Annotated in this window: 19 protein-coding genes and 1 pseudogene; 8 read left to right on the plus strand and 12 right to left on the minus strand. The window is 68.1% G+C overall.

Annotated features, from left to right (window positions below):
• Positions 1-43: 43 nt before the first annotated feature.
• Entirely contained in the window at positions 44-1033 is a 990-nt protein-coding gene (locus O5I81_RS14505) for a 2-oxoglutarate and iron-dependent oxygenase domain-containing protein (RefSeq protein ID WP_271065570.1), read from the minus strand.
• A 23-nt stretch (positions 1034-1056) separates the two neighbouring features.
• Complete coding sequence (locus tag O5I81_RS14510) at positions 1057-3615, minus strand: hypothetical protein (RefSeq protein ID WP_271065571.1); 2559 nt, start codon at positions 3613-3615, stop codon at positions 1057-1059.
• Between the two features lie 147 nt (positions 3616-3762).
• Here O5I81_RS14510 and O5I81_RS14515 point away from each other — a divergent pair, with 147 nt between their 5' ends.
• A complete protein-coding gene (locus O5I81_RS14515) occupies positions 3763-4851 on the plus strand; it encodes a mechanosensitive ion channel domain-containing protein (protein ID WP_271065572.1) in 1089 nt (362 codons plus the stop codon).
• On the opposite strand, the gene O5I81_RS14520 is transcribed toward O5I81_RS14515, so the two are convergent.
• Positions 4848-7355 (minus strand): hypothetical protein, encoded by a 2508-nt coding sequence (locus O5I81_RS14520; protein ID WP_271065573.1) that lies wholly within the window; start codon positions 7353-7355, stop codon positions 4848-4850. The two genes, O5I81_RS14515 and O5I81_RS14520, sit on opposite strands and share 4 nt — an antisense overlap.
• Before the next feature lie 693 nt (positions 7356-8048).
• Between O5I81_RS14520 and O5I81_RS14525 the strand changes: the two genes are divergently transcribed.
• A complete protein-coding gene (locus O5I81_RS14525; RefSeq protein WP_271065574.1) occupies positions 8049-8396 on the plus strand; it encodes a hypothetical protein in 348 nt (115 codons plus the stop codon).
• A 14-nt stretch (positions 8397-8410) separates the two neighbouring features.
• On the opposite strand, the gene O5I81_RS14530 is transcribed toward O5I81_RS14525, so the two are convergent.
• The gene (locus O5I81_RS14530) at positions 8411-10360 is read right to left on the minus strand and encodes a hypothetical protein (RefSeq protein WP_271065575.1); all 1950 of its coding nucleotides are present in this window, start codon (positions 10358-10360) and stop codon (positions 8411-8413) included.
• A gap of 537 nt (positions 10361-10897) precedes the next feature.
• On the opposite strand from O5I81_RS14530, the gene O5I81_RS14535 reads away from it, so the two are divergent.
• From O5I81_RS14535 to O5I81_RS14545, 3 genes are read left to right on the plus strand one after another with little or no spacing between them, the layout of a single operon-like run.
• Entirely contained in the window at positions 10898-12361 is a 1464-nt protein-coding gene (locus O5I81_RS14535) for a circularly permuted type 2 ATP-grasp protein (RefSeq protein ID WP_271065576.1), read from the plus strand.
• Positions 12358-13299 (plus strand): alpha-E domain-containing protein, encoded by a 942-nt coding sequence (locus tag O5I81_RS14540; protein ID WP_271065577.1) that lies wholly within the window; start codon positions 12358-12360, stop codon positions 13297-13299. Before O5I81_RS14535 ends, O5I81_RS14540 begins: the two co-directional genes overlap by 4 nt.
• Positions 13299-14273: a transglutaminase family protein gene (locus tag O5I81_RS14545; protein ID WP_271065578.1), complete on the plus strand. Its 975-nt coding sequence runs from the start codon at positions 13299-13301 to the stop codon at positions 14271-14273. The genes O5I81_RS14540 and O5I81_RS14545 overlap by 1 nt, the downstream gene beginning before the upstream one ends.
• Positions 14274-14379: 106 nt before the next feature.
• Here O5I81_RS14545 and O5I81_RS14550 read toward each other — a convergent pair whose 3' ends face one another.
• Both O5I81_RS14550 and O5I81_RS14555 read right to left on the minus strand, forming a co-directional pair.
• Positions 14380-14481, minus strand: a complete 102-nt coding sequence (locus O5I81_RS14550; RefSeq protein ID WP_271065579.1) for a DUF559 domain-containing protein — start codon at positions 14479-14481, stop codon at positions 14380-14382.
• A gap of 107 nt (positions 14482-14588) precedes the next feature.
• Positions 14589-14726, minus strand: a pseudogene (locus O5I81_RS14555) (DUF559 domain-containing protein); the annotation flags it as partial.
• A gap of 194 nt (positions 14727-14920) precedes the next feature.
• On the opposite strand from O5I81_RS14555, the gene O5I81_RS14560 reads away from it, so the two are divergent.
• From O5I81_RS14560 to O5I81_RS14570, 3 genes are read left to right on the plus strand one after another with little or no spacing between them, the layout of a single operon-like run.
• On the plus strand, positions 14921-15577 hold the full coding sequence (locus O5I81_RS14560) for a hypothetical protein (protein WP_271065580.1): 657 nt from the start codon (positions 14921-14923) through the stop codon (positions 15575-15577).
• Positions 15578-15635: 58 nt separating this feature from the next.
• On the plus strand, positions 15636-16451 hold the full coding sequence (locus tag O5I81_RS14565; protein WP_271065581.1) for a helix-turn-helix domain-containing protein: 816 nt from the start codon (positions 15636-15638) through the stop codon (positions 16449-16451).
• A complete protein-coding gene (locus O5I81_RS14570) occupies positions 16448-18259 on the plus strand; it encodes a retropepsin-like aspartic protease (protein ID WP_271065582.1) in 1812 nt (603 codons plus the stop codon). The genes O5I81_RS14565 and O5I81_RS14570 overlap by 4 nt, the downstream gene beginning before the upstream one ends.
• A gap of 7 nt (positions 18260-18266) precedes the next feature.
• Here the strand turns inward: O5I81_RS14570 and ligA are convergent, their stop codons facing one another.
• From ligA to ftsZ, 6 genes are all read right to left on the minus strand, one after another.
• Complete coding sequence (gene ligA / locus O5I81_RS14575) at positions 18267-20360, minus strand: NAD-dependent DNA ligase LigA (protein WP_271065583.1); 2094 nt, start codon at positions 20358-20360, stop codon at positions 18267-18269.
• Between the two features lie 63 nt (positions 20361-20423).
• A complete protein-coding gene (recN, locus tag O5I81_RS14580) occupies positions 20424-22118 on the minus strand; it encodes a DNA repair protein RecN (RefSeq protein WP_271065584.1) in 1695 nt (564 codons plus the stop codon).
• A gap of 112 nt (positions 22119-22230) precedes the next feature.
• On the minus strand, positions 22231-23256 hold the full coding sequence (locus O5I81_RS14585; protein ID WP_271069041.1) for an outer membrane protein assembly factor BamD: 1026 nt from the start codon (positions 23254-23256) through the stop codon (positions 22231-22233).
• A gap of 306 nt (positions 23257-23562) precedes the next feature.
• Positions 23563-24459: a UDP-3-O-acyl-N-acetylglucosamine deacetylase gene (lpxC, locus tag O5I81_RS14590; protein WP_271065585.1), complete on the minus strand. Its 897-nt coding sequence runs from the start codon at positions 24457-24459 to the stop codon at positions 23563-23565.
• A 169-nt stretch (positions 24460-24628) separates the two neighbouring features.
• On the minus strand, positions 24629-25030 hold the full coding sequence (locus tag O5I81_RS14595; RefSeq protein ID WP_271065586.1) for an NUDIX domain-containing protein: 402 nt from the start codon (positions 25028-25030) through the stop codon (positions 24629-24631).
• Between the two features lie 67 nt (positions 25031-25097).
• The gene (gene ftsZ, locus O5I81_RS14600) at positions 25098-26651 is read right to left on the minus strand and encodes a cell division protein FtsZ (RefSeq protein ID WP_271065587.1); all 1554 of its coding nucleotides are present in this window, start codon (positions 26649-26651) and stop codon (positions 25098-25100) included.
• Between the last annotated feature and the right edge of the window lie 58 nt (positions 26652-26709).

The raw sequence follows: 26709 nt of genomic DNA on the forward strand, positions 1-26709 counted from the left end.
CGAAGCGCCCCATGGCCAGTCCTAGCGAGGCTCGCCCGGGATGTCACCCCGCCGAAATCACCGCGGCGCCCAGCTCCGGAAACACCTTGCCGACCTTGCCCAGCAGATAGTCGCCGTAGGTCCCGGCGAACCCGGCCGGATCGACCCCGTCCCAGCGCTCGCCCGGCGGGGCCTTCTCCCGTCCGGGCAGCGGCCGGATCACCGCGTCGAAGGCCGGGTCGAAGAACAGCGGAAAGCTCAATCGGTCCCGGCCGCTGGTGTTGCGCACGCGGTGCGGCGTCGAGCGGAATTCGCCGCCGGTCAGCCGGTCCAGCATGTCGCCGATGTTGCAGACAAAGGCCCCCGGCACGGGCGGCGCCTCGATCCAGCCGGACGGGGTCTTCACCTGCAGCCCGCCGAGCTTGTCCTGCGCCAGCAGCGTCAGCAGGCCATAGTCGGTATGCTCGCCGACGCCCCAGCCGGCATCGCCGGCCGGCGCGGCGGGATAGTGGAAGATTCGGAACAGCACGGTCGGGTCGGCCGTATAGGCGCGGGCGAAATAGTCCGCCGACAGCCCAAGGCTCAGCGCCACACCCTCCAGCACCGCATGGGCCGCCCGCGCCGTGCCGGCCATGAAGGCCTCCACCGCCGGCCGCAACGCCGGCAAGGCCTCCGGCCAGAGGTTGGCGCCATGCATCGGCAGCCCGGCCTGCACGCGCGGATCGTCGGCCGGCAGCTCCTGGCCGAGATACAGCCCCTCCTTGCGGTCCGGCTGCCCCGAGGTCAGCTCACCGCCGAGCGGGAACCAGCCCCGCCAGGCCCGCCCGCCCCGGCTCATGGCGATGGCCGCCTTGTCCGCCTCCGGCAGGGCGAAGAAGGCCCGCGACTGGCGATCGAGCTCGGCGAACACGGCGTCCGAAACCCCGTGCCCGCTCACATAGAAGAAGCCCAGCGACCGGCAGGCCTCGCCGATCCGCGCCGCGACCCGGGCGCGGGCCGCAGCGTCATCACCAAAAAGCGGTGAGACATCGATGATCGGCAGGCTCTGGTCCATTCGGCCAGACTAGCCTGCCACCGCTACAGCGCCCAGTCGCCGCTGGCGCCGGTGACGTTGCCGTTGATCTTCATCTGATAATCGACCCTGCCGTCGCCATTCACGTCCAGCCGCAGGGTGGTGATGTTCGAGGCGAAGGTCAGGGTCATTTCGCCGGCATGGCGGGTGAAGGCGCTCACCAGGGTGAAGGCCTGATCGCCCTCGACCAGGGTGTCGGCGTCGATGCCGCTGAGGTCGAGCCGGTCGCCGTGAGCGCGGACGAAGTCATAGATCTGGTCGGTCTCCAGGGTCGGGCCGAAGGCGTGGGCGACCACGAAGGTGTCCCCGCCCGAACCGCCGCGCAGCAGATCATTGCCCAGGCCGCCGATGATGATGTCCGCGCCCGCCCCGCCGTCGATCGTGTCGACCCCGGCTCCGCCGTCCAGCCGGTTGTCGCCGGTATTGCCCTTCATGTTGTTGGCGGAGTCGTTGCCGGTCGCGCCGATGTCGCCGGAGCCCGTCATCTGCAGCGCCTCGATGCCCTCGGCGATGACCCAGCCGTCGACCGAAACCTTGGCGATCTCGTAGCCCTCGCCGGCCAGTTCCACGACGGTGTCGAGCAGGTCGTTGATCAGGTAGATGTCGTTGCCCAGCCCGCCGATCAGCGTGTCGGCTCCGGCCCCGCCGTCGAGAGTGTCGTTCCCGTCACCCCCCTCCAGCCGGTCGTCGCCGGCCCCGCCGGTCAGGGTGTCGGTCCCGGCATCGCCGAACAGCTGGTCGGCGCCGTCGTCGCCCCTCAGGATGTCGTTGCCGTCACCGCCATACAGCCGGTCGGCGCCCAGGCCGCCGTTCAGGATGTCGTTGCCGACGCCAGCCTCGGCGCGATCATTGCCGGCCTCGCCGTTGAGGGTGTCGTTGCCGGCTCCGCCGATCAGCCAGTCGTTGCCGTCACCGCCGAAGACGTAGTCGGCGCCGTCGCCGCCATCCAGGATGTCATAGGCCGCGAAGCCGAACAGCTTGTCGTTGCCGCCGCCGCCGTTGAGCCGGTCGCCCGAGGCGCCGCCCGACCTGCTCTCCGCCGCCGCCGTGCCGTCGAAGACGATTCCGCTCAACTGGCCGAAGACCAGGAAGGTCGAGCCCGAGCTGCTGTAGCCGACGTCCGAGCCGCGCGAGCCGATCAGGAAGTCGTCCAGCCCGTCGCCGTTGACGTCGCCCGCCCCGCTGACCGCCCGGCCCGACTGGTCGTTGGCCAGCTCGCCGTCGATCTCGAAGCCGTTGGTTCCGTTCAGGCCGGAGAGGTCCAGCGTCGCCCCGAACCCGGCCCGGCCATAGACCACATAGGTCGCGCCGCTGGCGCTGCGCCCGTTCGGGTCGGCCAGGTAGGCGCCGATCAGGATGTCGGCCCAGCCGTCGCCGTTGATGTCGCCAGCCCCGGCCACCGCCCGCCCGGCCCGGTCGAGGGCCAGTTCGCCATTGATCCGGAAGCCGTCCGTCCCGTTCAGCGCGCCGAGCGCGATCTCGGCATTCCAGGTCCCGCCATGGCCGAACACCACATAGGCCCCGCCGGCGTTGTTCTGGCCGTTGGGGTCGATGGCCTCGGCCCCGATGACGATGTCGGCGTAGCCGTCGCCGTTGACGTCGCCCGCCCCGGCCACGGAGGTGCCGGCATTGTCGCCGGCCGCCGCGCCGTTCAGCTGGAAGCCGTTGGTCCCGTCCAGGGTCGAGAGATTGAGGTCGGCCGCAAAGCCGCCGGCCCGGCCGAACACCACCCAGGCGCTGCCCGAGTTGGCGCCGTTGGGGTCGGCGTACTTGGTGCCGATGATCAGGTCGGCCAAGCCATCGCCGTTGACGTCGCCGGCCGAGGCCACAGAGACCCCCGCCAGGTCGTTGGCCGTCTCGCCGTTGATGCGGAAGCCGTTGGTCCCGTCCAGCCCGCCGAGCGCCTGGGTCGTCGAAAACGCCCCGCTCTTGCCGAACAGCACATAGATCGAACCCGAGGCGTCCTGCCCGTTGCCGTCGTGCAGCCGGGCCGCGACCACCAGGTCGTTGATCCCGTCGCCATTGAGGTCCGAGACCGTGGTCACCGAGCCGCCGGCGTAATCGCCCGCCGCCTCGCCGGTGGCGCGGAAGCCGTTGGTTCCGTTCAGGCCCGCCAGATCGACGGTGGACCAGGCGCCGCCATGGCCGAAGACCACATAGGCCGCGCCCGAATCGAGCCCGGCGAGGTCGGCCTTGCGCGCCCCGACCACGACATCGTCGAAGCCGTCGTTGTTGAGGTCGCCGGCCGAGAACACCGAGAACCCGGCCTCCTCATTGCCCATCCGCCCCTCGATGATGAAGCCGCTGGTTCCGCCCAGGCTGTCCAGGGCGACATTGGCGCTCCAGCCGCCGGCATGGCCGAAGACCACATAGGCCGAGCCGGAATAGGCCCCGCTGGCGTCGTTGTAGGGGGCGCCGATGATCAGGTCGGCGAAGCCGTCGCCGTTGACGTCGCCGGCCCAGCCCACCGAAAAGCCGGACTGGTCGCCGCCGAGCAGGCCGTTGAACTGGACGCCGTTGCTCCCGTTCAGACTGTCGAGATTGAGCACCGCCGCAAATGCCATGAAACATCCCCCCGGACAGGCGCTGACTCCGCCCACCCCATCCAGCCGGTCTATAGCGGTCGCGCCCCGCCCGCCCCAAGCGGTTTCGCCGAGTCAGAAGGTCGCGTCCCGCGCGGCGCGCCCTTGTTTCCGGACGCCGGGGCTTGCATGCTCCCCGTCATGGCCCTGGACTTCATTCCGCGCGAAATCCACGAACTGGCGCGCGACCTGAGCAACATCGCCGACTTCAAGCTGCTGATGGTCGGCAAGTCCTATCTGACGCCGGGCGGCATCGTCGCCTGCGTCCTCCTGATCCTGCTGGCCCTGCTGGTCTCGCGCATCGCCGGCCGGGTGTTCCGCCGGGTGCGGGACCGGGCGCCAAGCTCGGCGCCGTCGATCTACATCGCCGAGAAGCTGACCACCTACGGCGCCGTGGTCATCGGCATCTACATGGGCGTCTCGGCGCTCGGCGTCGATCTCTCCAGCCTCAGCCTGTTCGCCGGGGCGCTCGGCGTCGGCCTGGGCTTTGGCCTGCAGGGGGTGGTCAAGGAGTTCATTTCCGGCCTGGTGCTGATCTTCGACCGCCTGATCCGCATCGGCGACTACCTGGAACTGCAGACCGGCGAGCGCGGCGTGGTCGCGGAGATCGGCCCCCGCGCCGTGCGGTTGCGCAACAACGACGACATGGACGTGCTGGTGCCCAACAGCCGGCTCATCGAGCAGCCGGTGACCAACTGGACCCACCAGAACAGCGCCCGGCGCATGCACATTCCCTTCCGGGTCGCCTATGGCTCGGACAAGGCCGCCGTCCGCGACGCGGTGCTGAAGGCGGCCCACGATGTGCCCTTCACCATGGAGGACACCCCCCGCCGAAAGACCCAGGTCTGGCTGGTCGGCTTCGGCGAGAGCGCCCTGTCGTTCGAGCTGGTGGTCTGGCCGACCCTGGAAGCGGTCAAGCGCCCCAACGCCGCCCATGCCGCCTACACCTGGGCCATCGAGGACGCCCTGCGCCACGGCGGCTTCGAGATCCCCTTCCCGCAGCAGGAGCTGCGCCTGCGCGGCCTGTTCGGCCAGGAGGGCGACGCCGCCCGCGACGCCCTGCGCCTGAAGGTGCCGCGCAAGCACGCGGCCGCCGGCGCCGCCGCCGAGGGCGTCACCCCCAACGACGCCGCCGAGGATCTGGCCCGCGGGGCCGAGGAAGACGCGGAAAACCAGGTTCAGGGCATGGCCACGCCGGACGGCAAGCCCGCCGGCTAGAGCAGCCAGCCGCTCCAGTCGGCGGTGACGTCGCCGTTGATCTTCACCTGGTATTCGGCGACGCCGTTGCCGTCGATGTCGAGGCGCACGGTGGTCTGGCCCGAGGCGAAGGTCAGGGTCATTTCGCCGGCCGTGTGGGTGAAGGCGGACACCTTGGCCAGCGTCCCTGCGAAGACATCGGAGAAGTCCATCCGGTCGCCCTCGGCGGTCTGGAAGTCGTAGATCTGGTCGGTTTCCAGCGCGCCGCTGAAGGCATGCTCGACGCGGAAAGTGTCCGTGCCCGTGCCGCCGCGCAACAGGTCGTTGCCCTGGCCGCCGAGGATGATGTCGTCGCCGTCGTTGCCGTTGATCGTGTCGACCCCGGCAGCGCCCGACAGCCGGTTGGCGCCGCTGTTGCCCTGCAGGTTGTTGGCCCCGGCGTTGCCGGTCCCGTCGAGGTCGGCCGTCCCCTGCATCTGCAGAGTCTCGAGATTGTCGCCCAGTTCGAAGCTGATAAAGGCCCGGACGATATCGCTGCCCTCGCCGAACAGTTCGGTGACCGTGTCGCCGCCGTCGTCGACGATGTAGACGTCGTTGCCGACCCCGCCAGCCATGGCGTCGGCCCCCGTGCCGCCGTCCATCATGTCGTTGCCCTCGGCGCCGGTGATGCTGTCGTTGTCGGCCCCGCCGTAGATGTAGTCGTTGCCCATGGCCCCGACGATGACGTCGTCGCCGCCGTCGCCGTACAGCTTGTCGGCCCCCGTGCCGCCATCGACGTCGTCGACCCCGTCGCCGCCATAGATGGTGTCGCCGCCATTGCCGCCCCGGACGATATCGGCGCCCGCGCCGCCGATCAGCAGGTCGTTGTTGTCGCCGCCGTCGAGGGTGTCGTCGCCGTCCAGGCCGTAGAGCGTGTCCTTGCCGATGTTGCCGGTCAGGACGTCAGCCGCCTCCGCCCCGGTGAGGGTCTCGCCGGCCGGCGCCGCCGTTCGCACGATCGGGGTGGCGACCGGTGCATGGCCGAAGACTACATAGGCGCCCCCGATCTCCTCGCCGTCACGGCCCGAGGCGCCGATCACCACGTCGTCGTAGCCGTCGCCGTTGATATCGCCGCCCGCCGCCACGGAAACGCCCGTTCGGCCGTTGCTGCTTTCGCCGTTGAGCTTGAAGCCGTTGATTCCGTCCAGGGCGGCCAGATCGACGCTGCCGCCGAAATTGCCGACCACCGAGGTCTTCCGGCCGAACACGATCCAGGCGGCATTGCTGCTCATCGAACCGACGATGAGGTCGCCGATGCCGTCGCCGTTGAAGTCGCCGGCCGAACTGACCGATGAGCCGGCGCCGGTGATCAGGAAGCCGTTGCTGCCATCCAGCGCCGCCAGGTCGAGCGATGGTCCATAGGGCGTCGCCCCGTCGCGGCCGAAGACGATGAAGGTCTGGCCGACCCAGCCGTCGCCGCCCTGCTGCGCCGACAGGGCGAAGTCGGTGAAGCCGTCGCCGTTGATGTCGCCCACCGCCGACACCGTGCTGCCGGTCAGGCTGCGGTCGCGCAGGCCGTCGATCCGGAAGCCGTTGGTCCCGTCCAGCCCGGAGAGGGCCAGGGTCCCGCCGAACACGCCGCCCGTCTGACTATTGCGCCCGAACACGACGAAGACCGAGCCGGCGTCGTAGACACCGTTCGGATCGGCGATGCGGGCCCCGATCAGCAGGTCGTCGACGCCGTCGCCATTGATGTCGCCCGCCGACGATACCGAGCGGCCGATGAACTCGTTGGACGAACCGGTGATGGTGAAGCCGTTGGTTCCGTCCAGACCGGTCAGGTTGATGCTGGCCGCGAAATCGCCCGCCGTCAGAGTGTCCTTGCCGAACACCACATAGGCGGCCCCGGCGTTTGTGCCGCTGGCGCCGCCGCCGATGATCAGGTCGCCGATGCCGTCATGATTGACGTCGCCGGCCGAGGCCACCGACAGGCCGACGCGGCTGAAGGCGACATAGCCCGGAATGGCGAAGCCGTTGGTCCCGTCCAGCGCGGCGGGGCTGAAGGTGGTGGGGAAATTGCCGTCCACCGCGGTGTTGCGGCCGAAGATGACATAGGCGCTGCCGAGGCCATTGTACTGGTTCGGCTGGCGGTTGGCGGAGTCGGCCCCGATCAGGATGTCGTTGACGCCGTCGCCGTTGACGTCGCCCGCCGAGGACACCGACTGGCCGAGAAGATCGCCCGAGGCGATGCCGAACAGCTGGAAGCCGTTGGTGCCATTGATATCCTGCAGGTTGAAGTCGGAGGGGAAGGCGCCCACCCCGGCGACGTTCTGGCCATAGATGATGAAGGCCGCGCCATACTGCCCGCCGCCGTTCACCCGGTGCCGCCAGGACCCGACGATGAAGTCACCGATACCGTCGCCGTTGACGTCGCCCAGGCCGGCGACCACCTGTCCCACGTTGGAGAAGATGTACTGTCCGTGGACCTCGAAGCCGTTGACGCCGTTCAGCGACGACAGTTCGAAAACGGCGGGATAGCTGGCCATGGCGACGCTCCGGCGGCGCGCGGCCACGGCGGGCCGCTACGCAAAATGGGGAGCATCAGCAGTTAGAGCAGTTCTGGCCGGCCCGGCAGTGCAAAAAAAGGGAACGATTTTCGCGCGTCAGATTGAGCAGGATGTAGCGCCGGGATGCGGCGGCATTTAGGAATCCGTCATGAGCAGGGAATATACAGCTATCTGGTCTTGCTAGATGCTCAAGAAAATGGATACAGCGTAGAAATGGCGCTGATTGCGCTATGGCTTGTGAGGGCGCAAATTTATCACGTGAGGCGAGCGTCAAAAGCGTACCGCATTGAGTATTAATTCGAAGGAATGCCCCGATGGGATTTCCGAATTCATCAAGCAGGCCAGAGAATATTCATAGAATGGCTGCGCTTATTGTTTTGGGTATTTCACCTTTTCGGGCTTTGCCCTCATCTAGCTCACCGTCTTTGGCACGTTGAGCACTCAGGCTGATTCCTGGTCCCGTATCGGCCCAGTCGTTGAGACCTTCAAGCTAACCCTGACCACGTCAATGGGCGCCTTGGTCGGACTGCTCGGCGGGAAGGCGCTGCGAACTTAGTTGGCAGCAAGCCGACGCCGAGCGCGGCACAGCTAGACCGGATTCAAAATTGCAACGACAGGCTGTCTATCAACCCGATGTGCCGTTTTGGGCCATCGGCCATGGAGAGGCGGCCAATGGTGTTCAATGTCCGCGACGATTTCGATGAAAAGCGCGGCGGTGCCGCTTGGCAATTGCTGGGTGCCGGCCGAGGGCAACGCCAGTACACGGCTTACACGCCAAGAGACTTTCACGACATGCTGAGAGCCTTGGGCATAAGCCGAGTTCGGCGCGGCCTCAGCAACGGTGAGTTTGACGACTACGAGGAGCCGATCGCAGAACGGTTCGTCAGCACGGAACTTCAAAGTCGGGTCGTGCGGTACGGGCTGCTCACGGTGATCATTGCGGCGATTGCCGCACTCTTCGCCATCGCGTCTCCGTTTATAGGCCCTTTGTTCGAGAAGTTTCTTGATGGGGTGAAGTAGGCGGGGGCCGCCGTTCAGGCGAACTCGGCTTCCAGCGCTGGGGCGATCTTCTCGTCCCAGACTTCAGCCACGAACAGAACGCACAGGCGGTAGATGAACCAGCAGGCATAGCCGGCGTCGTGGCTGAAGCAGCCGCCAGCCCCGATCTGGCCGTGAGCGATGTGATGCCGCAGGCGCAAGCCGGGTCGAGCGTCGAATAGACGCTCGATCTCGTAGACGGTCGCAGGGTCCATGATTTGATCCAACGGTTCGCGCATGAAGTTGAGGAGATTGCCGAGATGCATGTCCTCCTCCGTCCCGTCATCAAACCGCTTCGCGGGATCGAGACCGTTCAGCTTAAGGATATGGCGCAGACAGGGTTCAAGTTGCGGCACCAGAATATGCAGCGCCGACATGAAGTCGCCCTGGAAGTAGCGCGCGAAGCCGTGCGCCATCAGCACGCCGTGCGACGGCGGGATGAAGGGGCATTGCGCAACGATGGGGTGAAAGTGGTGCGCGGAGATCAGGCGGGTGGCGTTGATCAGCACGCGCGCCTTGTCGATATACGCGCCGTTCAGTTCGATGCGGCGCAGATGCTCGGCTTGCTCGATCTTCTGGAGGAACCAAGTTTCGGGCGGATCGTCGCCCAACCCGGCACCGGCGGAGCGGGCGATGGGCTTGCCTTCATGGTCTAGGTGTACGCCAGCGAACATGCCGCTTAGCGGAAAGTCCTTGAGCGACTGGAGCGCTTCCGCCCGCAGTTCCTCCCGGCTCCTGGAGTCAGACAGGAACGCAAACTGGATCATCGCCTTTGAGAAGGGCAGGTTCGCGTACAGTTCCTCGGTGAACCTGTGTCCGTCTGAGAAATCGAACTCGATTTTGTAGGGCGCCATGTCCTTGAGAGCGGCCTTTTGCAGACGGCGCAGCTCGGCCTCAAGCTCGACCTCCTGGCTTTCAAGACCGTCGATACCGCGCATAGCCTGAAGGGCTTCAAGGACCATGTGTCCTGCAGCCGCCGGGCTATGGGCCTTGTCACGCTGCGCCAGGATTTGCCCGAGTGCGCCCTTCTTGCAGCGCTGGCGTCCCGCGTCGTCGCCGATCCGTTCGTACAGGGCCGCGCCAAACTCCCAGACGCCGCGCACGGCCATGGCGTAGGCGTGATCCGTCCCGCCAGCCGCAACTTTCTCGGCGTCGGCCGCAGCGTCAGCCAGAGCCAGCAAGTCAAAATGGACGCCAATCTCGGCGAGCCGGATGAAGGCTACGAAGGCCAGTCGCTCGACAGTCGCAGCATAGCATTGTTCGAAGAGCGTGACCGTCCGCGGCGGCAGTTTGGCTTTGCGTCCACCGTTCACCTTCGCCATCTGCAAGGCTCGCCGAACAATCTCTATAACCTCGAACGAAATTTCCGTTGCGGGTTCGTGCGCGGGTTTGAACTTTCCGGACAGGATCGCTTCGGCGCATTCGCAATAGGCATCGACGGCGGTCGCGGCCGCTTGGCCTCGACTGTGCTGATTGCACCAAGCCATATCGGCTAGCCTGGCGCGCAGTGCGGGATGCTCGACCTTCGGCAAGATTGCCGCCAGTTCGTCCCACTGTGCGCGGCTAAAGTCGTCTGGCACGGCGGAGCGGCTGCCGTCAGGGTTCGTAAACATTGGGCCCCAAGGCTGCGCTCGTTCTTCAGCGCGCAGCACGACCATACAAAGCACGCCCAGGAACTGAAGCGCGGCCGCGTCGGTCTGCGCACCGCGTTCTTCCGCCTTCAGCTTACCGTTGCCGATCGCTTGCGCAAACGCGAAACCATCACAGGTCGCGAGGTTGCGGAGCAGGCCGTTGAAACCCGAAGCGAGGAATTCCTCCGCTGTGATTAGCACAGGCGACGGTCGGGCTTCGTCATTGAACTGCGCAGGGGGCGTTTCTTCTAGGACGGGTCGTCCCTCGTCACCAGGGGTCATGAATTCCGCCTCGTTCAAAATGTGCTGCTTCAAGACGAGAAGCCGATGGCTACGCATTCCTGGCTGCGGGCTGATTGCCAATTGCGGTGACAGTGCACAAAATTCGACCTCGACCCATGCTCGCCACCGCCGCCATTGTCGTCGTCACGCCCTGACCGCGCGGTGGGCCAGCCACAGACGATACCCCCCGTCATCGGCTTCGCCAAAGTAGATCCTTGAGCATCGCTGCCCCCGCACCCGTGACGGGGCCGGCAAGGCCCGCGAGCATTGCGCCGCCCCTTCCCGCCCATCACAGCAGGTCAGCGCTTGGCACCCCCGCGCCGCCTGTGCATTCCGCGTCATCGGGCCGCCCCTCCCCGCTTCCCACCGCGCCCAAACCCTGCACAAATGTCAGGCAGCGGCGATTTGCGGTCGCCGACTCAGCCGATCGGCGCGCGCGATGGCGCCGGAACGGCTAGTGAAGCGTTGGATGAGAGGCCGTCAGCGGCCCGAGTGATCTGGGGGACTGAAGTTCAATTGGCCGATAGCCGCACCACCGACCAGAGCCAGGGCCAGACCCGGAGCCTTCCCATGGCCCAGCCTTTCTACACGCCGGGCGCTGCCTTCGATGAGATGTACGATCCGGCCAGCGCCGTGCGCGACCACTACGGCGTGATGCACGAACGGCTGACGAGTCTCTCCGCCGAGGACCTCAACGCCCGCCAGTCGACCCTGGAGCGCAGCTTCCTGCTGCAGGGCATCACCTTCACCGTCTATGGCGCCGAAGCGGCGACCGAGCGGATCATCCCTACCGACCTGATCCCGCGCATCATCCCCTCGGCCGAGTGGGATGTCATCGAGGCCGGCCTGACCCAGCGCCTGCGGGCCCTCAACATGTTCCTCGCCGACATCTACGGCGAGCAGCAGATCCTGATGGACGGCATCATCCCGCGTGACCTGGTGCTGGGCGCCCCCAGCTATCGCCGCGAGATGCAGCACCTCTATGTGCCGCACAAAGCCTACGCCAACGTCTGCGGGTCAGACCTCATCCGCGGCCAGGACGGCGCCTTCTATGTGCTGGAGGACAACCTGCGGGTTCCCAGCGGCGTCTCCTACATGCTGGCCAACCGCGACGCCGCCCGCCGCACCTTCCCCGGCGCCTTCCGAGCCGCCAGCGTGCGGCCCGTTGAGCGCTATCCCGACCTGCTGCTGACCACCCTCAAGAGCATGGCCCAGGACTGGCGGACAGACCCGCAGGTCGTGGTGCTGACGCCCGGGGTCTACAATTCCGCCTACTACGAGCACGCCTACCTGGCCCGTCTGATGGGCGTGCCGCTGGTCGAGGGCCGCGATCTCGTGATCCACGAGAACATGGTCTACATGCGGATGACCACCGGCCTGCAGCGGGTCGATGTCATCTACCGCCGGGTCGACGACGACTACATCGATCCCCTGACCTTCCGCCGCGATTCCAGCCTGGGCGTCGGCGGTCTGTTCAACGCCTACCGGGCCGGCAATGTGGTGATCTGCAATGCGCCGGGCACCGGCGTCGCCGACGACAAGGCGGTCTATGCCTATGTCCCCGAGATCATCCGCTACTACCTGGGCGAGGACGCCATCCTGCCCAACATCGAGACCTTCCTCTGCCGCGAGCCGGCGCAGCTGAACCATGTGCTGGGCAACCTCGACAAGTTCGTGGTCAAGGCTGTCGGCGCCTCGGGCGGCTACGGCATGCTGGTCGGACCGCACGCCTCGAAGAAGGAGCGCGAGGAGTTCGCGGAAGCCATCAAGGCCGACCCCAACAACTACATCGCCCAGCCGACCATCCAGCTCTCCACCGCCCCCTGCCTGATCGACGGCCGGGTCGAGAGCCGCCACGTCGACCTGCGGCCCTTCATCCTGTCGGGCGAGAAGATCGTCGTCACCCCCGGCGCCCTGACCCGGGTGGCCCTGCGGAAGGGCAGCCTGGTGGTCAACTCCAGCCAGGGCGGGGGGTCCAAGGACACCTGGGTTTTGGGACCCCCAAGAGAAGGTATGGGAGACGTAGCGCCATGATGCTCGCCCGCGTCGCCGACAGCCTCTACTGGATGGGCCGCTATGTGGAGCGGGCCGAGCACGTCTGCCGCCTGGCCGACGTCACCCTCAACGCCACCCTCGACCGCTCTATGGCCGCCAACGAGACGGCCCGCATCGCCCTCTCGGCGCTCGGCGACGACGTCACCGCCGCCGACAGCAACCTGTTCGAGACCGCCAAGGACCTGACGCTTGGCAGCGACGACGCCAACTCGGTGCGCCGCTCCCTGGCCCGGGCCCGGGAAAACGCCCGCCAGGTCCGCGACCAGATCACCACCGAGATGTGGGAGCGGCTGAACCTGCTCTACCTGCGGGTCACCGAAGGCGGCGCCGAACGCACCTTCGACCGCCAGCACTCGGCTTTCCTGCACGAGGTCATCGCCGACCTGCACCTGTTCAAGGGCGCCGCCGACGCCACCATGAGCCACGGCGAGGGCTGGCGCTTCCTGATGCTCGGCGTCTACATCGAGCGGGCCCAGCTGATCGCCCGTCTGCTGCGGGCTGCCTTCGGCGACGGCGCCACGCCGACCGGCGACCACGTCACCCTGATGAACGTGCTGCGCATGGGCTGCGCCCTGGAACCCTACCTGCGCACCTACACCGCCGAGATCGAGCCCAAGCACATCCTCGACTTCCTGCTGTTCGACGAGGACTTCCCGCGCTCCATCCGCTTCGCGACCGCCCGTATCGAGGAATCCATGGCCGACATCGCCAGCCACGTCGCCTTCGGTGGACGCGGCCGGCCCGAACGCCTGGCCGGCCGGCTCAGCTCGCGCCTCGAATTCACCGATCTGGAAGAGCTGGAGGCCAACGGCGCCGCCGCCCTGCTGGCCAGCGTCGTCGCCGACTGCGGCCGCATCCACGAGGCCCTCTACCAGACCTTTGTCGCCTACCCGCTCGAGATGAGGCTGCCGGCCTGATGCTGCTCGATATCCGCCACGTCACCCGCTACCACTACGAGCGCCCTATCCGGGAAAGCCTGATGGAGCTGCGCATGCAGCCCCAGAAGTCGATCCGCCAGCGGCTGATCAGCTTCGACCTGGAGCTCGAGCCCCGGGCCCAGCTGTTCAGCTACATCGACCCCTTCGGCAACGCCGTGCACCATTTCGACGTGCCCCAGCCGCACGACGAGCTGACCATCGTCGCCCGCGCCTGCGTCGAGACCCAGGACCCGCCGGAACTGCCCGAGCGCCTCGACCTCGGCGAATGGGACCGGCTGAAGAGCAGTTTTACCCAGGCTGAATGCTTCGACTTCCTGCATCCGCACGGCTTCACCCAGATGACCGCGGCCCTGCAGCAGTTCATGGAGTCCAAGGCGCTCGAGGCCAGCCAGATCCGCGACCCGCTGAGCCGCCTGCGCTACCTCAATCAGACGATCTATGCCTGCTTCGCCTACGAGCCCGGCGTCACCCGCGCCGACAGCCATATCGACGAGGCGCTCGCGCGCGGGGCCGGGGTCTGCCAGGACTTCGCCCACATCATGATCACCATCGCCCGCAGCTGGGGCCTGCCGGCCCGCTATGTCTCGGGCTATCTGTTCAACGACCGCAAACATGGCGACCGCTCCGACCCCGACGCCACCCATGCCTGGGTCGAGGTCTTCCTGCCGTCCCACCGCTGGGTCGGCTTCGACCCGACCAACAACATGCTGACCTGCGAGCGCCACGTCGCCGTCGCCATCGGCCGCGACTACGGCGACGTCCCGCCCTCGCGCGGTGTCTACAAAGGCGATAGCGAAAGCCACCTCGCTGTCGATGTCGCGGTCACCAAGGCCAAGTCGGCGGTGTCGGAACCGGAGTTCTTCCACCTCCCCCGCCCGACCTTCCGCGGCGGCCGCCGCAGGGGCGTCGACGCCTTCCGCGAAGAACAGCAGCAGCAACAGCAGCAGCAGTAGTAGTGGGGCCGCAGCGCACTCGACCCATCACAAGTCCTTCTCCCGCTTGTCGGGAGAAGGTGGCCCCTGAAGGGGGTCGGATGAGGGCAGCGCCGGCTCCGGCCGACTATCGCCCCGCCGCCATCCGAATGGTGTCCAATACCTTAGCGGTATCGCTGCCGATCTCGGCATTCTTGAACCGCAGCACCCGATACCCGGCGATCCGCAAACGTGCGTCCCGCTCCCGATCGTAGGCGCTGTCCTCATGCGTCGGCCCGTCGGCCCGTCGGCCTCGACGATCAGCTTGACCTCAAAACACAAGAAGTCGGCGATATACCCAGCAATAGGAACCTGCCGCCGAAACTTCAGGCCGGCCAGCTTCCGCCCTCGCAGGTGCTTCCACAGCCAAGCCTCAGTCGAGGTCGGCTCCTGCCGCATCACCCTTGCCCTGATCTGGTTCTGCATAGTGAACATAACAAGAACATTGATCTTTGAAGCGCCACTCGTCAAGAGCTGGCGCTGCCCTCATCCGACCCCCTTCGGGGGCCACCTTCTCCCGACAAGCGGGAGAAGGAACCGAGGTCCATCTTTGACCTTCCCTCGCCGATCTGCGGTATAATGGTCCCGCCGCTTCGATAGCGGCGCGGCCACGGGGGGGTCTCAACGCCATGTTTGTCGGACATTACGCCGCCGCCCTGGCCGCCAAGGCCGTCGAGCCTCGCGCCCCGCTCTGGACCCTGGTCGCCGGGGCCCAGCTCGTCGACATCGGCTGGGCCGGCCTGGTGATGGCCGGCGTCGAGAAGATCCGCTTCAACCCCGATCTGCCGGGCAGCCCGCTCGAACTCTACCACATGCCCTGGACCCACAGCCTGCCGGCCGCCGTCCTCTGGTCGCTCGCCGCCCTGGCCCTCTGCAAGTGGTTACTGCGCCTGCCCTGGGGCGCCTGTATCGCCGTCGGCCTGGTGGTGTTCAGCCACTGGGCGCTCGACTTCCTGGTCCACCGGCCGGACCTCGAACTGTGGATGGGCGGTCCCAAGGTCGGCCTTGGCTGGTGGGACTATCCCGACGCCGAGAAGACCCTGGAGATGGGCCTCATCGCCCTGACCGGCGGCGCCTGGCTGTGGAGCCGCGGGGCCTGGTCCCGCTCCCCCTGGCCGGCCCTGCTGTTCATCGCCTTCCTCGTCGTGCTGCAGATCGTCGCCGGCCTGACCGTGCCGACCGGCTCCACCGTCGCCTACGGCCGAACCGCGCTCATCGTCTTCCTGGTGGTCGTCGGCGTCGCGGCCCTGGTCGACCTCGGAAAGCCCAAACCGCAACCGGCCTGAACCCGCATTACCAAGGTTTCACTGGACCTTGGACGAGCCCGTGTCGTTAGTAGTAGTTATGACTACTAACAACGACACGCCCGAAGCAGCCCTCGCCGGCCTGGGCTTCACCGACACCGAGGCCCGCCTCTACTGCGAGCTGGTCCGCTCCGGCCCGGCCACCGGCTACCGCCTGGCCAAGGCCATCGGCAAGGCCCCGGCCAACACCTACCAGGCCCTCGAAGCCCTCTCCCAGAAGGGCGCGGTGCTGACCGAGGATGCCGAGGCCAAGACCTGGCGCGCCGCCCCGCCCGCCGAGCTGGTCAGCGCCCTCGACGCCGCCCATGCCCGCCGGAGCGCCGCCGCCCTCGACGCCCTGAGCCGCCTGCCCGCCGCCGCCGGCGACGCCCGCCTCTACGCCCTGCGCACGCCCCAGCAGGCCTACGCCCGCGCACGGGCGATGATCGCCGCCGCCCGCGAGGCCATCCTCTTCGACCTCTCCCCCGAACCCTTCGAACTATTGAAAGCCGCCCTCGAACAGGCGGCCGCTCAGGGGGTCACCGTCGCCGGACTGATCTACGCCCCCTCGGCCACCACCCTGACCACCGTCCAGTCCGCCTCGGCCGAACTGGTCAACAGCCGCTGGCCCGGCCAACAGATCACCATCGTCGCCGACGCCCGCGAACAGCTGACCGCCCTCATCGCCCCCGGCGGCGAGACCCTCACCCAGGGTGTCGCCAGCGACAGTCCCTTCCTTGCCTGCCTGCAGCACAGCGGCCTCTCCGCCGAGCTGCGCCTGCAGCGCGCCGCCCCCGCCCACGATCCCCTCGCCCACCTCTCGCTGCTGGCCCTGCGCCCGCCCGGCCTGCGCGACCTCATCGGAGAAGCCGAATGATCCGCCTCTCAACCTTCACTGCGGCCGCCATCCTGGCCTTCGCCGCCCTCCCCGCCCGGGCCGACGAGCTCTCCGACCTCAAGGACCGCTATATCGCCTGGCGCGGCGGCCCCGCCTTCCAGCGCGCCGTCGGCGTCGAGGCCGAGGGGACCGGCGCGGTCGGGGCCTACGGCGGCCCCGCGCACCGCTGGCAGGCCGGCGACCGGATCCGCGAGCGCGTCGAGTTCGGCAGCCTGAAGACCGACACCTACGTCGGCCCGGCCGCCGCCTGGAGCGTCACCCTCAGCGGCCAGATCGAGACGCCCTCGGCCGCCGAGCAGGCCGCCGCCCGCCGCCGGGCCCTGCTGACCTTCGACGACGCCCTGCAGGGGGCCGGTGGGGCCCGGGTCACGCTCGGCCAGACCGAAACCCTCGACGGCCGCACGGTCCAGGCCCTGCACATCAGCTTCGGCGACGCCGACGGCTACGACCTGCTGATCGATCCCGGGACCGGCGAACTGGTCGCCCAGCGCCAGCTGGAGGACCAGCGCATCACCTTGGTCCGCTACGCCGACTGGCGAAAGGTCGAGGGCGTGCTCATGCCGTTCAGGGAGACCCAGCGCACCGCCGACGATCCGCTCGAACAGGCCCTGACCTTCAGCCGCATGGACCTCAACCCCCGGCTCGCCGACGCCACCTGGGCCAGGCCCGCCCCGGTCCGCATCTACGGCTTCGACCAAGGCGCCAAACGCACCGAGCCGCTGGCCTTCGACTTTTATCTGGGCTCGCGCATCTACATCCCCGCCACCGTCAACGGCCAGGCCACCCACGTCCTGCTCGACAGCGGCGCCGAGACCACCGTCATCGACAAGGCCTGGGCCGAAAAGATGGGCATCAGGCCCAGCGCCGCCGTCGTCGCCGTCGGCACCGGCGGGCGGCAAGAGGCCCAGTTGGCCAGCGGCGTCACCATTCGCATCGGCGCGATGGAGTTGAAGAACATCACGGTCGCCCTCATCGATCTGTCCGCCATCGAGAAGCTCATTGGGCGACCGTTGCCCGTCGTCCTCGGCAAGGAGGTGTTCAACGAACTGGTCGTCGACCTCGACTTCGAGGGCAAGACCATCGCCTTCCACGACCCCCTGGTCTTCCAGGCCCCGGCCGGCGCGATCGAGACCCCGGTGATCATGGCGGGTGGCATCCGCTCCGTGCCGGTCTCGGTCGAGGGCAGGCCGCCGGTGCAGTTCGACTTCGACATCGGCAACGGCGGCCCGCTGATCGTCTATTCCGCCTACTGGAAGGCCAATGGCCTGCTGGCCGACGGGCGGGCAAAGTCGAAGACCCTGTCCGGCGCGGTCGGCGGCCTGCGGGAACAGCAGGTGGCGACGGTCCACAGCCTGACCTTCGGCGGCGCCACCTTCAGCGACATCCCCACCGTCTTCACCGACGACCGGGGCGAGAGCGCCGAAAGCAACCGCACCCTGGGCAACATCGGCCTGCCGATCCTGTCGCGCTTCCGGATGTACGCCGACTTCAGCCACGACCGGCTGTTCCTGCAGCCGACCGCCGCCGTCGCCAATCCCTTCCCCCGGGACCTGACCGGCCTGCGGATGCAGCCCGGCGCCGACAAGGCCAAGGTGCTGATGGTCGCTCCCGGCTCCCCGGCCGAGGCGGCCGGCATGGCGGCGGGCGAAGTCGTCATCGCCATCGACGGCGCGCCGCTGAAGGAGGCGGGCTTAGGCGCCCTGCGCACCAAGCCGGCCGGGGCGACGCTGAAGATCACCACCGAGGCCGGCAAGACCTATGACCTGATGCTGAAGGCCTACTACTGACCGCGCGTTACGCGCTAACCATCGCCAGCCACTCGTCCTCGGTCATCACCTGGATGCCCAGCTCGGTCGCCGTCTTCAGCTTGGAGCCGGCGCCGGGTCCGGCGACGACGAGGTCGGTCTTCTTGGACACCGATGACGAGACCTTGGCCCCGAGCGCCTCGGCCTGGGCCTTGGCCTCGTCGCGGGTCATCCGTTCAAGGGCGCCGGTGAAGACCACAGTCTTGCCGGCCACCGCCGTGTCGGTCTTCGGCTTCTCCGCGTCCTGGACGGTCAGCTGGTCATGCAGCCGCTGGACCATGCCCCGGTTGTGATCCTCGGCGAAGAAGGCCGCCGCCGCCTCGATGACCGCGTCGCCGATCTGGTCCAGCGCATCCAGTTCGGCGATGGCCTCCGGGTCGCGGGCCGCCACCTTGTCCATGGCGCTGAGGAACTCGGCGGCGCTGCCATAGCCGCGGGCCATGACCAGCGCCGTCTGTTCTCCGATGTGACGGATGCCCAGCCCATAGATGAAGCGGTCCAGCGGAATGGTCCGCCGGCTCTCGATGGCCGCCAGCAGGTTGGCGACACTGGTCTCCCCGGCCCGATCGCGGTCCTTGAGCTTCTTGAGGGAGGTCTTGTCCCGTTCTTCCAGCAGGAAGATGTCGGCCGGTTCCCGGATCATCCCGTCGTCGAAGAAGCCCTGCAGCTGCTTCTCCCCCAGGCCCTCGATGTCGAAGGCCCGTCGGGAGACGAAGTGCTTCAGGTGCTCGATCCGCTGGAACGGACAGGCCAGCTCGCCGGTGCAGCGCCGCACCACCGTCTCGGCCCCGCTGGCCGTGGTCTCGCGGGCCAGCGGCGTCTTCAGGGGACAGGGGCAGTGGTCCGGGAAGGCGAAGGGCTCGGCCCCCTCCGGGCGCGCTTCGAGGATGGCTCCGACGATCTGCGGGATGACGTCGCCGGCCCGCTGGACGATCACCGTGTCGCCGACCCGCAGGTCCTTGCGGGCGATCTCGTCGGCGTTGTGCAGGGTGGCGTTGGTCACCGAGACGCCGCCGACCGTCACGGGCCTCAGCCGCGCCACCGGCGTCACCGCCCCGGTGCGGCCGACCTGCAGGTCGATGGCTTCCAGCACCGTCCGCGCCTGCTCGGCCGGGAACTTGCGGGCGATGCCCCAGCGCGGGGCTCGGGAGACGAAGCCCAGGCGCCGCTGCCAGTCGAGGTTGTCGACCTTGTAGACCACGCCATCGATGTCGTAGCCGAGGTTCGGCCGCGCCGCCTCCATGGCCGCGTAGGCGGCCAGCAACCCTTCGGCGCCCTCGACGCAGACCGACTGCGGGGTGGTCTGGAAGCCCCAGCTCTTGAGCTTCTCCAGCGCCTCCCACTGGCTGTCGGCGAATTTCTCGCTGAGCAGGCCCCAGGCGTAGGCGAAAAACTTCAGCGGCCGCCTGGCCGTGATCGTGCTGTCGATCTGGCGCAGTGAGCCGGCCGCCGCGTTGCGCGGGTTGGCGTAGGTCTTGTCGCCGGCCTCGGTGGCGGCGGCGTTGAGCGCAGCAAACTCTGCATGGCCCAGATAGACCTCGCCCCGCACCTCGATCACCTCGGGCCAGCCCGACCCGGCCAGCTTGTGCGGGATGTCCCTGATGGTCAGCAGGTTGGCCGTGACGTCCTCGCCGACCCGCCCGTCGCCGCGCGTGGCCCCCTGGACCAAGACGCCCTTCTCATAGCGGATCGAAGCCGACAGCCCGTCGATCTTGGGCTCGGCCGTGTAGCGGATCGGCGTCTCATCAAGCTTCAGGAACCGCCGGATCCGCGCATCGAACTCCAGCGCGTCCTCGTCGGAGAAGGCGTTGTCGAGGCTGAGCATCGGCGTGCCGTGCGTCACCGGCGAAAACTGCTCGGCCCGCGGCGCGCCCACCCGCGTGGACGGCGAATTCTCACGGATCAGGTGCGGAAAACGGTCCTCGATGTCGAGGTTGCGCCGCTTGAGGGCGTCGTAGTCAGCGTCGCTGATCGTCGGGGCGTCGTCGCGATGATAGGCCAGGTCATGCCGCGTGATCTCATCGGCAAGCCGGGTGAGTTCTTCAACGGCTTGGGCTTCGGTCAGGTCGTCGACGGGGATCATGACTCGTTTCTAGCCGCTCGGGTTTCCCCGCGCGAGACCTCCTTCCCCGAATGGGGAGGGAGGTCAGGCGCTGATCAGCGCCCGCGCCGCCGCCCGGGCTTCCGGCGTCACCGCGGCGCCCGACAGCATGCGGGCGATCTCTTCCTCGCGGGCGTCGGGGGACAGGGTTTCGACCGAGGTGCGGGTCTTTTCGCTATCGCCGGCCTTGGCAATGCGCCAGTGGGCGTCGCCGCGCGCGGCCACCTGAGGGCTATGGGTCACCACCAGCACCTGGGCGCCGGCGGCCAGGCGTTTGAGGCGCAGGCCGACCGCGTCGGCCACGGCGCCGCCGACCCCCTGATCGACCTCGTCGAAGATCATCAGCGGCTGGGCATCGTCACGGCCGGCCAGGGCCGCCTTCAGCGCCAGGGCGAAACGGGCCAGCTCGCCGCCTGAGGCGATGGCCTCCAGCGGTCCGAACGGCGCGCCGGGGTTGGTGCTGATCTCGAAGGCGACGCGGTCGAGGCCCAGGGGCCCGGCGCGCTCAATGGCCATTTCCTCGACGGCGACCTGGAAGCGGGCCTTCTCCAGCTTCAGGGGGCCGAGTTCAGCCATCACCCCGGCGGCCAGGCGGTCGCCGGCGGCGCGGCGTTCGGCCGACAGCCGGCGGGCGGCGGTGAAGTAGGCGTCGCGAGCCCAGTCCTCGGCCGCCTCGGCCTCCTTGAGGGCGTCGGCGTTGCTTTCGATGGCCGCCAGGTCCTTGGCGAACTTCACCCGCAGATCGGGCAGGTCTTCCACCGCGCAGGACAGCTTGCGGGCCATGGCGCGCAGGGCGAACAATCGCTCCTCGGCCTGTTCCAGGCGTTGCGGATCCAGTTCGAAGGCGTCGGCGGCGGCGTCGATGGCGGCGGCCGCCTCCTCCGCTTCGTTGACGGCCCGGTCGATGATCTCCTGCGCCGCCGTCAGCCGGGTCAGGGCCGCGCCGCCATCGCCGGCGCCGGCCTGCACCGCCCGCTCGCGGGCCCGCTCCAGGGCCCGGAAGGCTGTCGCCAGGCGGCTGCCGATCTGGCCGGCCTCGATGGCCTCGCGGGCGGCGGAGATGTCGGCCAGGGCCTTCTCGGCGGCGCCCAGCAGGGCCCGCTCCTCGGCCAGCTCCGTCTCCTCCCCGAGGCGCGGGGCCAGCTGGTCCAGCTCCGACAGCCGCAGGGTGATCTCCTCGACCTCGGCGGCCGCCCGGTCGGCCTTTTCGCGCAGGGCCTTCAGGGCCTCGCGCGCCGACCGCCAACCGCTCCAGGCGGCGGTGACGGCCTCCACCGAAACCTGGCCAAAGTTGTCGAGCAGGCGGCCGTGGGTGCGGGCGTCGAGCAGGCCGACCGTCTCGTGCTGGCCATGCACCTCGAGCAGCAGCCCGCCGATCTCCTTGAGGGTGGCGACGCTGGTCGCCTGGTCGTTGACGAAGGCGCGGGACCGGCCGTCGGCCGACAGCTGGCGACGCAGCACCAGATCCTCATAGGGCGAATAGTCGAGGCCCTTCTCTTCGAGCAGGCCCCAGACCGCATGATCGGCTGGCAGCGCGAACATGGCGGTCGCCGCCGCCTGCGCCGCACCACGCCGCACCAGGCCGGCGTCGGCGCGGGCTCCGGTGGCCAGCCCCAGGGCGTCGAGGATGATCGACTTGCCGGCCCCGGTCTCGCCCGTGAGCGCGGTCAGGCCTGGTCCGAAATTGAGGTCGAGCTGCTCGATAAGCACGACGTCGCGAATGGTGAGGCCGATCAGCATGCGGTCAGCTTCGTCTCGAATCGGGTTCGCTCAAAGCCCCGCTCGCGGCGAAGCAGGCGAAACCCTTATCACGAGAACAAGGCGAGAACAAACCCATCCTCGCCGACACCACCTAGCGGGTCGGCGGAGTCGGCGTCTCGGCGATCGGATCGGACGTCGGCGGCGGCGGTTCCGTGCCCGGCGGGGTCACCGGCGGCTGCGGTTCGGGCGTCTGGACCGGCGCGCCGGGCGCCGAGGCGGAGGGCGCCGGGGCGTTGGTCTCGGCCGGCGGGGCGATCGTCTGGCCCTTGTTCTTGCCCAGCCCGGTGACGCGCTGAAGGATGCTGCGCTTGGCGCCCGGGGTCAGCGGCGCGACGGCAGGCTGCAGGCCCTTGTCGGTCAGCAGCCTGTAGCCTTCGCCGTACCAGGGATCGTCGCGGAAGTTATAGCCCAGCATGGCGCCGGTGCGCTGCGCCTCGCCGACCAGGCCGACGGTCAGATAGGCCTCGATCAGGCGATAGAGGGCTTCCGGCGCATGGCTGGTGGTCTGGTACTTGTCGATCACCGTGCGGAAGCGGCCGATGGCGGCGATGGTCTGGCCCTCGCGCAGGTACCAGCGCCCGACCTCCATCTCCTTGCCGGCCAACTGGTCGTAGACCATGTCCAGCTTGTAGGTGGCGTCGACGGCGTACTCGCTCTTGGGAAAGCGTAGCTGCACGTCGCGCAGGGCCACGAGCGCCTGTTCGGTGGCGGCCTGGTCGCGGCCGACATCGACGATCTGTTCGAAGTAGCAGATGGCCTTCAGGTAGTAGGCGTACGGCGTCGAGGGGTTGCCCGGGTACAGGTTGATGAACCGGTCGGCGTTCTCGATGGCGTCGGCATAGTTGTTGGCCTGGTAGTTGGCGTAGGCCGTCATCAGAATCGCCCGGCGGGACCATTCCGAATAGGGGTGCTGACGCTCCACCTCCTCGAAGTAGGAAATGGCGTCGGCCCAGCGCCTGGCGTCCAGGCGGTCGGCGCCGGTAGCGTAGAGCAGCTCCACGGGGCGCTCGATATAGGCCAGGCGCGGCTTGGGCTTTTGGCCCGCGCAGCCGGTAACGACCAGGGCCCCCGCGACGGCGGCGGCGAAGATGGCCTTACGGCTCCAGGAAAGAGGCAGCACGAACCCTCACAATCGAATTCCAACGCGGGCGCCCCCGCGCCGTTGGCAGAGGTATCTACACCACGCAAGGGCGGGCGCAAATGTGGCGTTTTTCACAAGAAACGCCCTTCTCCCGCTTGCCGGGAGAAGGTGGCCCGCGCAGCGGGTCGGATGAGGGCTGCGCCGGGGGTTCAGGACAAGGGAATCGAGGCGGCGGCGCCCGTCGCGCCAGAACATATTTCAATCTGAAAAGCCGGCGCTGCCCTCATCCGACCCTCGGATCGAGTCCGAGGGCCACCTTCTCCCGGCAAGCGGGAGAAGGGATTAAACCGCCTGGGCCAGTTCCTGGGTCCAGGTGCGGACGCGCCAGGCGTCCGGGTTGGCCATCAGGGCGCGGACGACCAGGTTGTTCAGGCCGTGGCCGGCGTAGAGGCCGTCGAAACGGCCCAGGATCGGCATGCCCAGAACATAGAGGTCGCCGACCGCGTCGAGCGCCTTGTGACGCACGAACTCGTCAGGGCGGCGCAGGCCTTCCGGATTGAGGATGCGGTCGCCATCCAGGACAACGGCGTTGTCAATCGACCCGCCGCGGGCCAGGCCGATGGCGCGCAGAGCTTCCACTTCGCGGACGAAGCCGAAGGTGCGGCAGTCTGCCAGTTCCTCGCGGAAGGACTCTTCATCGACGACCAGATCGACGCGTTGCGTACCGATCGGGGCGGCGTCGAACTTGATCTCGAAGGCGACTTCGAACTGCTCGGACGGGCTGAGGCTGGCGCGCTTGTCGCCCTCGACGACTTCGACGGTATCCAGCAACTCGATATAGCGGCGGGCCGCTTCCTGGCGGCGACGGCCGACCCGGTCGAGGATTTCGATGAAGGGCTGCGCGGAGCCGTCGAGGATCGGCAGTTCCGGACCGTCGAGTTCGACGACGGCGTTGTCGATCGAGAGCGCCGCCATGGCGGCCATCAGGTGCTCGATGGTCGAGACGGTGACGCCGGCGTCGTTGCCGATGACGGTGCCCAGCTGGGTCTTCACCACCGCTTCCGGCGAGACGCGCACGGCGTTGTCGCGGTCGCGCACATCGGTGCGGACGAAGGTGATGCCGGCGTCGGGCCCGGCGGGGCGGATCGAAACGCGGACATGCTCACCGGTATGCAGGCCCAGGCCCGCGAAGATCGCGGGGCCGCCGACGGTGTGCTGATGGTATGCCGAAACGGACAAGACCGATCCTCGAACTGCTGCTGTGCGATCGAACTGACCGCATCACGCCCCGTCGTCTTTGTAGGCGTCTCTTCGCAATGCAGCAAAGCAAGAGCTGTTTCGAATTGTTACGCGGAGAAGAGGCTGAATTTGTTGACTTTTCACCGCTCGCGCGAACATCGAAAATGGCTCAGCCAAGCGCCTTCTTCAAGGCCGGCAGGGTCGCCTTGACGGCCATCGACAGCGGCGTCGGCAGGGCGTCGAGGGCGAACCAGTCCATGCCCTCGTGCTTCTGGGGCTCAAGATTGACCGCCTCGCCGGTGAAACTCTCGGCCAGATAAGTCGGCGCGACCCAGTGCTCGGGCGCCTCCGGATAGATTTGGTCGGTCACGCAGAGCAGGCGCAGCTCGCCCAGCAGCAGCCCGGTTTCCTCGGCCACCTCGCGGCGCAGCGCGTTCTCGATCGGCTCCAGGAAGTCGATCTTGCCGCCCGGGATGGACCAGCAGCCCCTGTCGGGCGCCCGCAGGCGGCGGAACAGCAACAGCTTTCCGTCCCGAAGGATACAGGCGCCGACGCCGAGGCGGGGTTCCATCGTCATGCTCCAAAGGAAAAGGCCCCGACGAACGCCGGGGCCTCTCCAGTCTCGACTGAGTCGCTGGCTAGTTGGCCAGACGGCGGAGGAAGGAGGGGATCTCCAGATCGTCCCCTTCCTCTTCCTGGTGCAGGTCCTCGACCGGCTGCGGAGCCGGGCGGGCGCCGCCGCCGAAGGCCGCGCGGGCCTGGGGCGGCGGGGACTGTTCGTAGGCCGACGGCTGACGGCGGCCGCCGAACAGGCTCATCCAGCCGGTCTTGCGCTCTTCGCGTTGCTCGAAATGCGGGTCGATGGTGAAGTCCTCGGCCGGCGCGTCATCGACCAGCGGATCGACGATCAGCGTGCGCTGCTGCGGCGGGGCGACGGCGGCGGTGCGGATCTCCGGCTGGCGGACCGGCGCGTCGAACAGGCCATAGTCGGCGGCCTTCGGCGCGGTTTCCGGTTCGAAGGCCGGACCGGCGATGGTCACCGGCTCGGGACGGATGGCTTCGGGCTCGGGCGCGGCCGGCTGGCTCCAGTACTGCTGGGCCGGTTCCGGAATGCTGGCGACGACCGGCTCGGGACGGGCGACGGGGGCCGGCTCCGGGGCCCGCATGTCGCCGGCGATCAGCGGCTTGGCGGTGGTGTTGCGCTGGCGGCTGGGCTCGATGGCGGCCATCGAGGCCCCGTCCATGCCGGTGGCGACCACCGAGACGCGGATGACGCCTTCCAGCGAGGGATCGAAGGCGGCCCCGAAGATGACGTTGGCGTCGGCGTCCACCTGTTCGGTGATGGCGTTGGCGGCCTCGTCGACTTCCAGCAGGGTCATGTCCAGACCGCCGGTGACGTTGACCAGCACGGCCTTGGCGCCCTTCAGAGACACTTCGTCGAGCAGCGGGTTGGCGATGGCGTTCTGGGCGGCCATCAGGGCGCGGTCTTCGCCGGCGGCTTCACCGGTGCCCATCATCGCCTTGCCCATCTCGGTCATCACCGTGCGGACGTCGGCGAAGTCGAGGTTGATCAGGCCGGGCAGAACCATCAGGTCGGTGATCGAGCGGACGCCCGAGTGCAGCACCTGATCGGCCATGCCGAAGGCTTCGGCGAAGGTGGTCTTCTCGTTGGCGATCCGGAACAGGTTCTGGTTCGGGATGACGATCAAGGTGTCGACGTAGCGTTGCAGCTCGGCGATGCCGGAGTCGGCCAGGCGCATGCGGTGGCGGCCCTCGAAGTGGAAGGGCTTGGTGACCACGCCCACCGTCAGGATACCGCGCTCACGGGCGCATTTGGCGATGATCGGCGCGGCGCCGGTGCCGGTGCCGCCGCCCATGCCGGCGGTGATAAAGACCATGTGGGCGCCGTCGAGGTGCTCGCCGATCTCGACGGTGCTCTCTTCGGCGGCGCTCATGCCGACTTCAGGGTGGGCGCCGGCGCCGAGGCCCTGCGTCACCTGCACGCCGAGCTGGATGCGCAGCGGCGTCTTGCTGAAGGCCAGCTGCTGGGCGTCGGTGTTCGCGACAACGAACTCAACGCCCTCGAGGCCGGCTTCGATCATGTTGTTGACGGCATTGCCGCCGGCGCCGCCGACTCCGAACACCACGATACGCGGCTTCAGTTCGGTGGTTTGAGGAGCGTAAAGCTTCATAGTCTGGACCCCGCGTCCTTGTGAAGTCGTTGGCCACGGCCATCAGCGACCCACCCGC

The organism is Caulobacter sp. NIBR1757 (assembly GCF_027912495.1).
In the GTDB taxonomy this organism is placed as follows: Bacteria; Pseudomonadota; Alphaproteobacteria; order Caulobacterales; family Caulobacteraceae; genus Caulobacter.

Bases quoted from the DNA above. Each gene is read 5' to 3' on its own strand.
- O5I81_RS14505 (WP_271065570.1), bottom strand. From the start codon at position 1,033: ATGGACCAGAGCCTGCCGATCATCGATGTCTCACCGCTTTTTGGTGAT.
- O5I81_RS14510 (WP_271065571.1), bottom strand. From the start codon at position 3,615: ATGGCATTTGCGGCGGTGCTCAATCTCGACAGTCTGAACGGGAGCAAC.
- O5I81_RS14515 (WP_271065572.1), top strand. From the start codon at position 3,763: ATGCTCCCCGTCATGGCCCTGGACTTCATTCCGCGCGAAATCCACGAA.
- O5I81_RS14520 (WP_271065573.1), bottom strand. From the start codon at position 7,355: ATGGCCAGCTATCCCGCCGTTTTCGAACTGTCGTCGCTGAACGGCGTC.
- O5I81_RS14525 (WP_271065574.1), top strand. From the start codon at position 8,049: ATGGTGTTCAATGTCCGCGACGATTTCGATGAAAAGCGCGGCGGTGCC.
- O5I81_RS14535 (WP_271065576.1), top strand. From the start codon at position 10,898: ATGGCCCAGCCTTTCTACACGCCGGGCGCTGCCTTCGATGAGATGTAC.
- O5I81_RS14540 (WP_271065577.1), top strand. From the start codon at position 12,358: ATGATGCTCGCCCGCGTCGCCGACAGCCTCTACTGGATGGGCCGCTAT.
- O5I81_RS14545 (WP_271065578.1), top strand. From the start codon at position 13,299: ATGCTGCTCGATATCCGCCACGTCACCCGCTACCACTACGAGCGCCCT.
- O5I81_RS14560 (WP_271065580.1), top strand. From the start codon at position 14,921: ATGTTTGTCGGACATTACGCCGCCGCCCTGGCCGCCAAGGCCGTCGAG.
- O5I81_RS14565 (WP_271065581.1), top strand. From the start codon at position 15,636: ATGACTACTAACAACGACACGCCCGAAGCAGCCCTCGCCGGCCTGGGC.
- O5I81_RS14570 (WP_271065582.1), top strand. From the start codon at position 16,448: ATGATCCGCCTCTCAACCTTCACTGCGGCCGCCATCCTGGCCTTCGCC.
- ligA (WP_271065583.1), bottom strand. From the start codon at position 20,360: ATGATCCCCGTCGACGACCTGACCGAAGCCCAAGCCGTTGAAGAACTC.
- recN (WP_271065584.1), bottom strand. From the start codon at position 22,118: ATGCTGATCGGCCTCACCATTCGCGACGTCGTGCTTATCGAGCAGCTC.
- O5I81_RS14595 (WP_271065586.1), bottom strand. From the start codon at position 25,030: ATGGAACCCCGCCTCGGCGTCGGCGCCTGTATCCTTCGGGACGGAAAG.
- ftsZ (WP_271065587.1), bottom strand. From the start codon at position 26,651: ATGAAGCTTTACGCTCCTCAAACCACCGAACTGAAGCCGCGTATCGTG.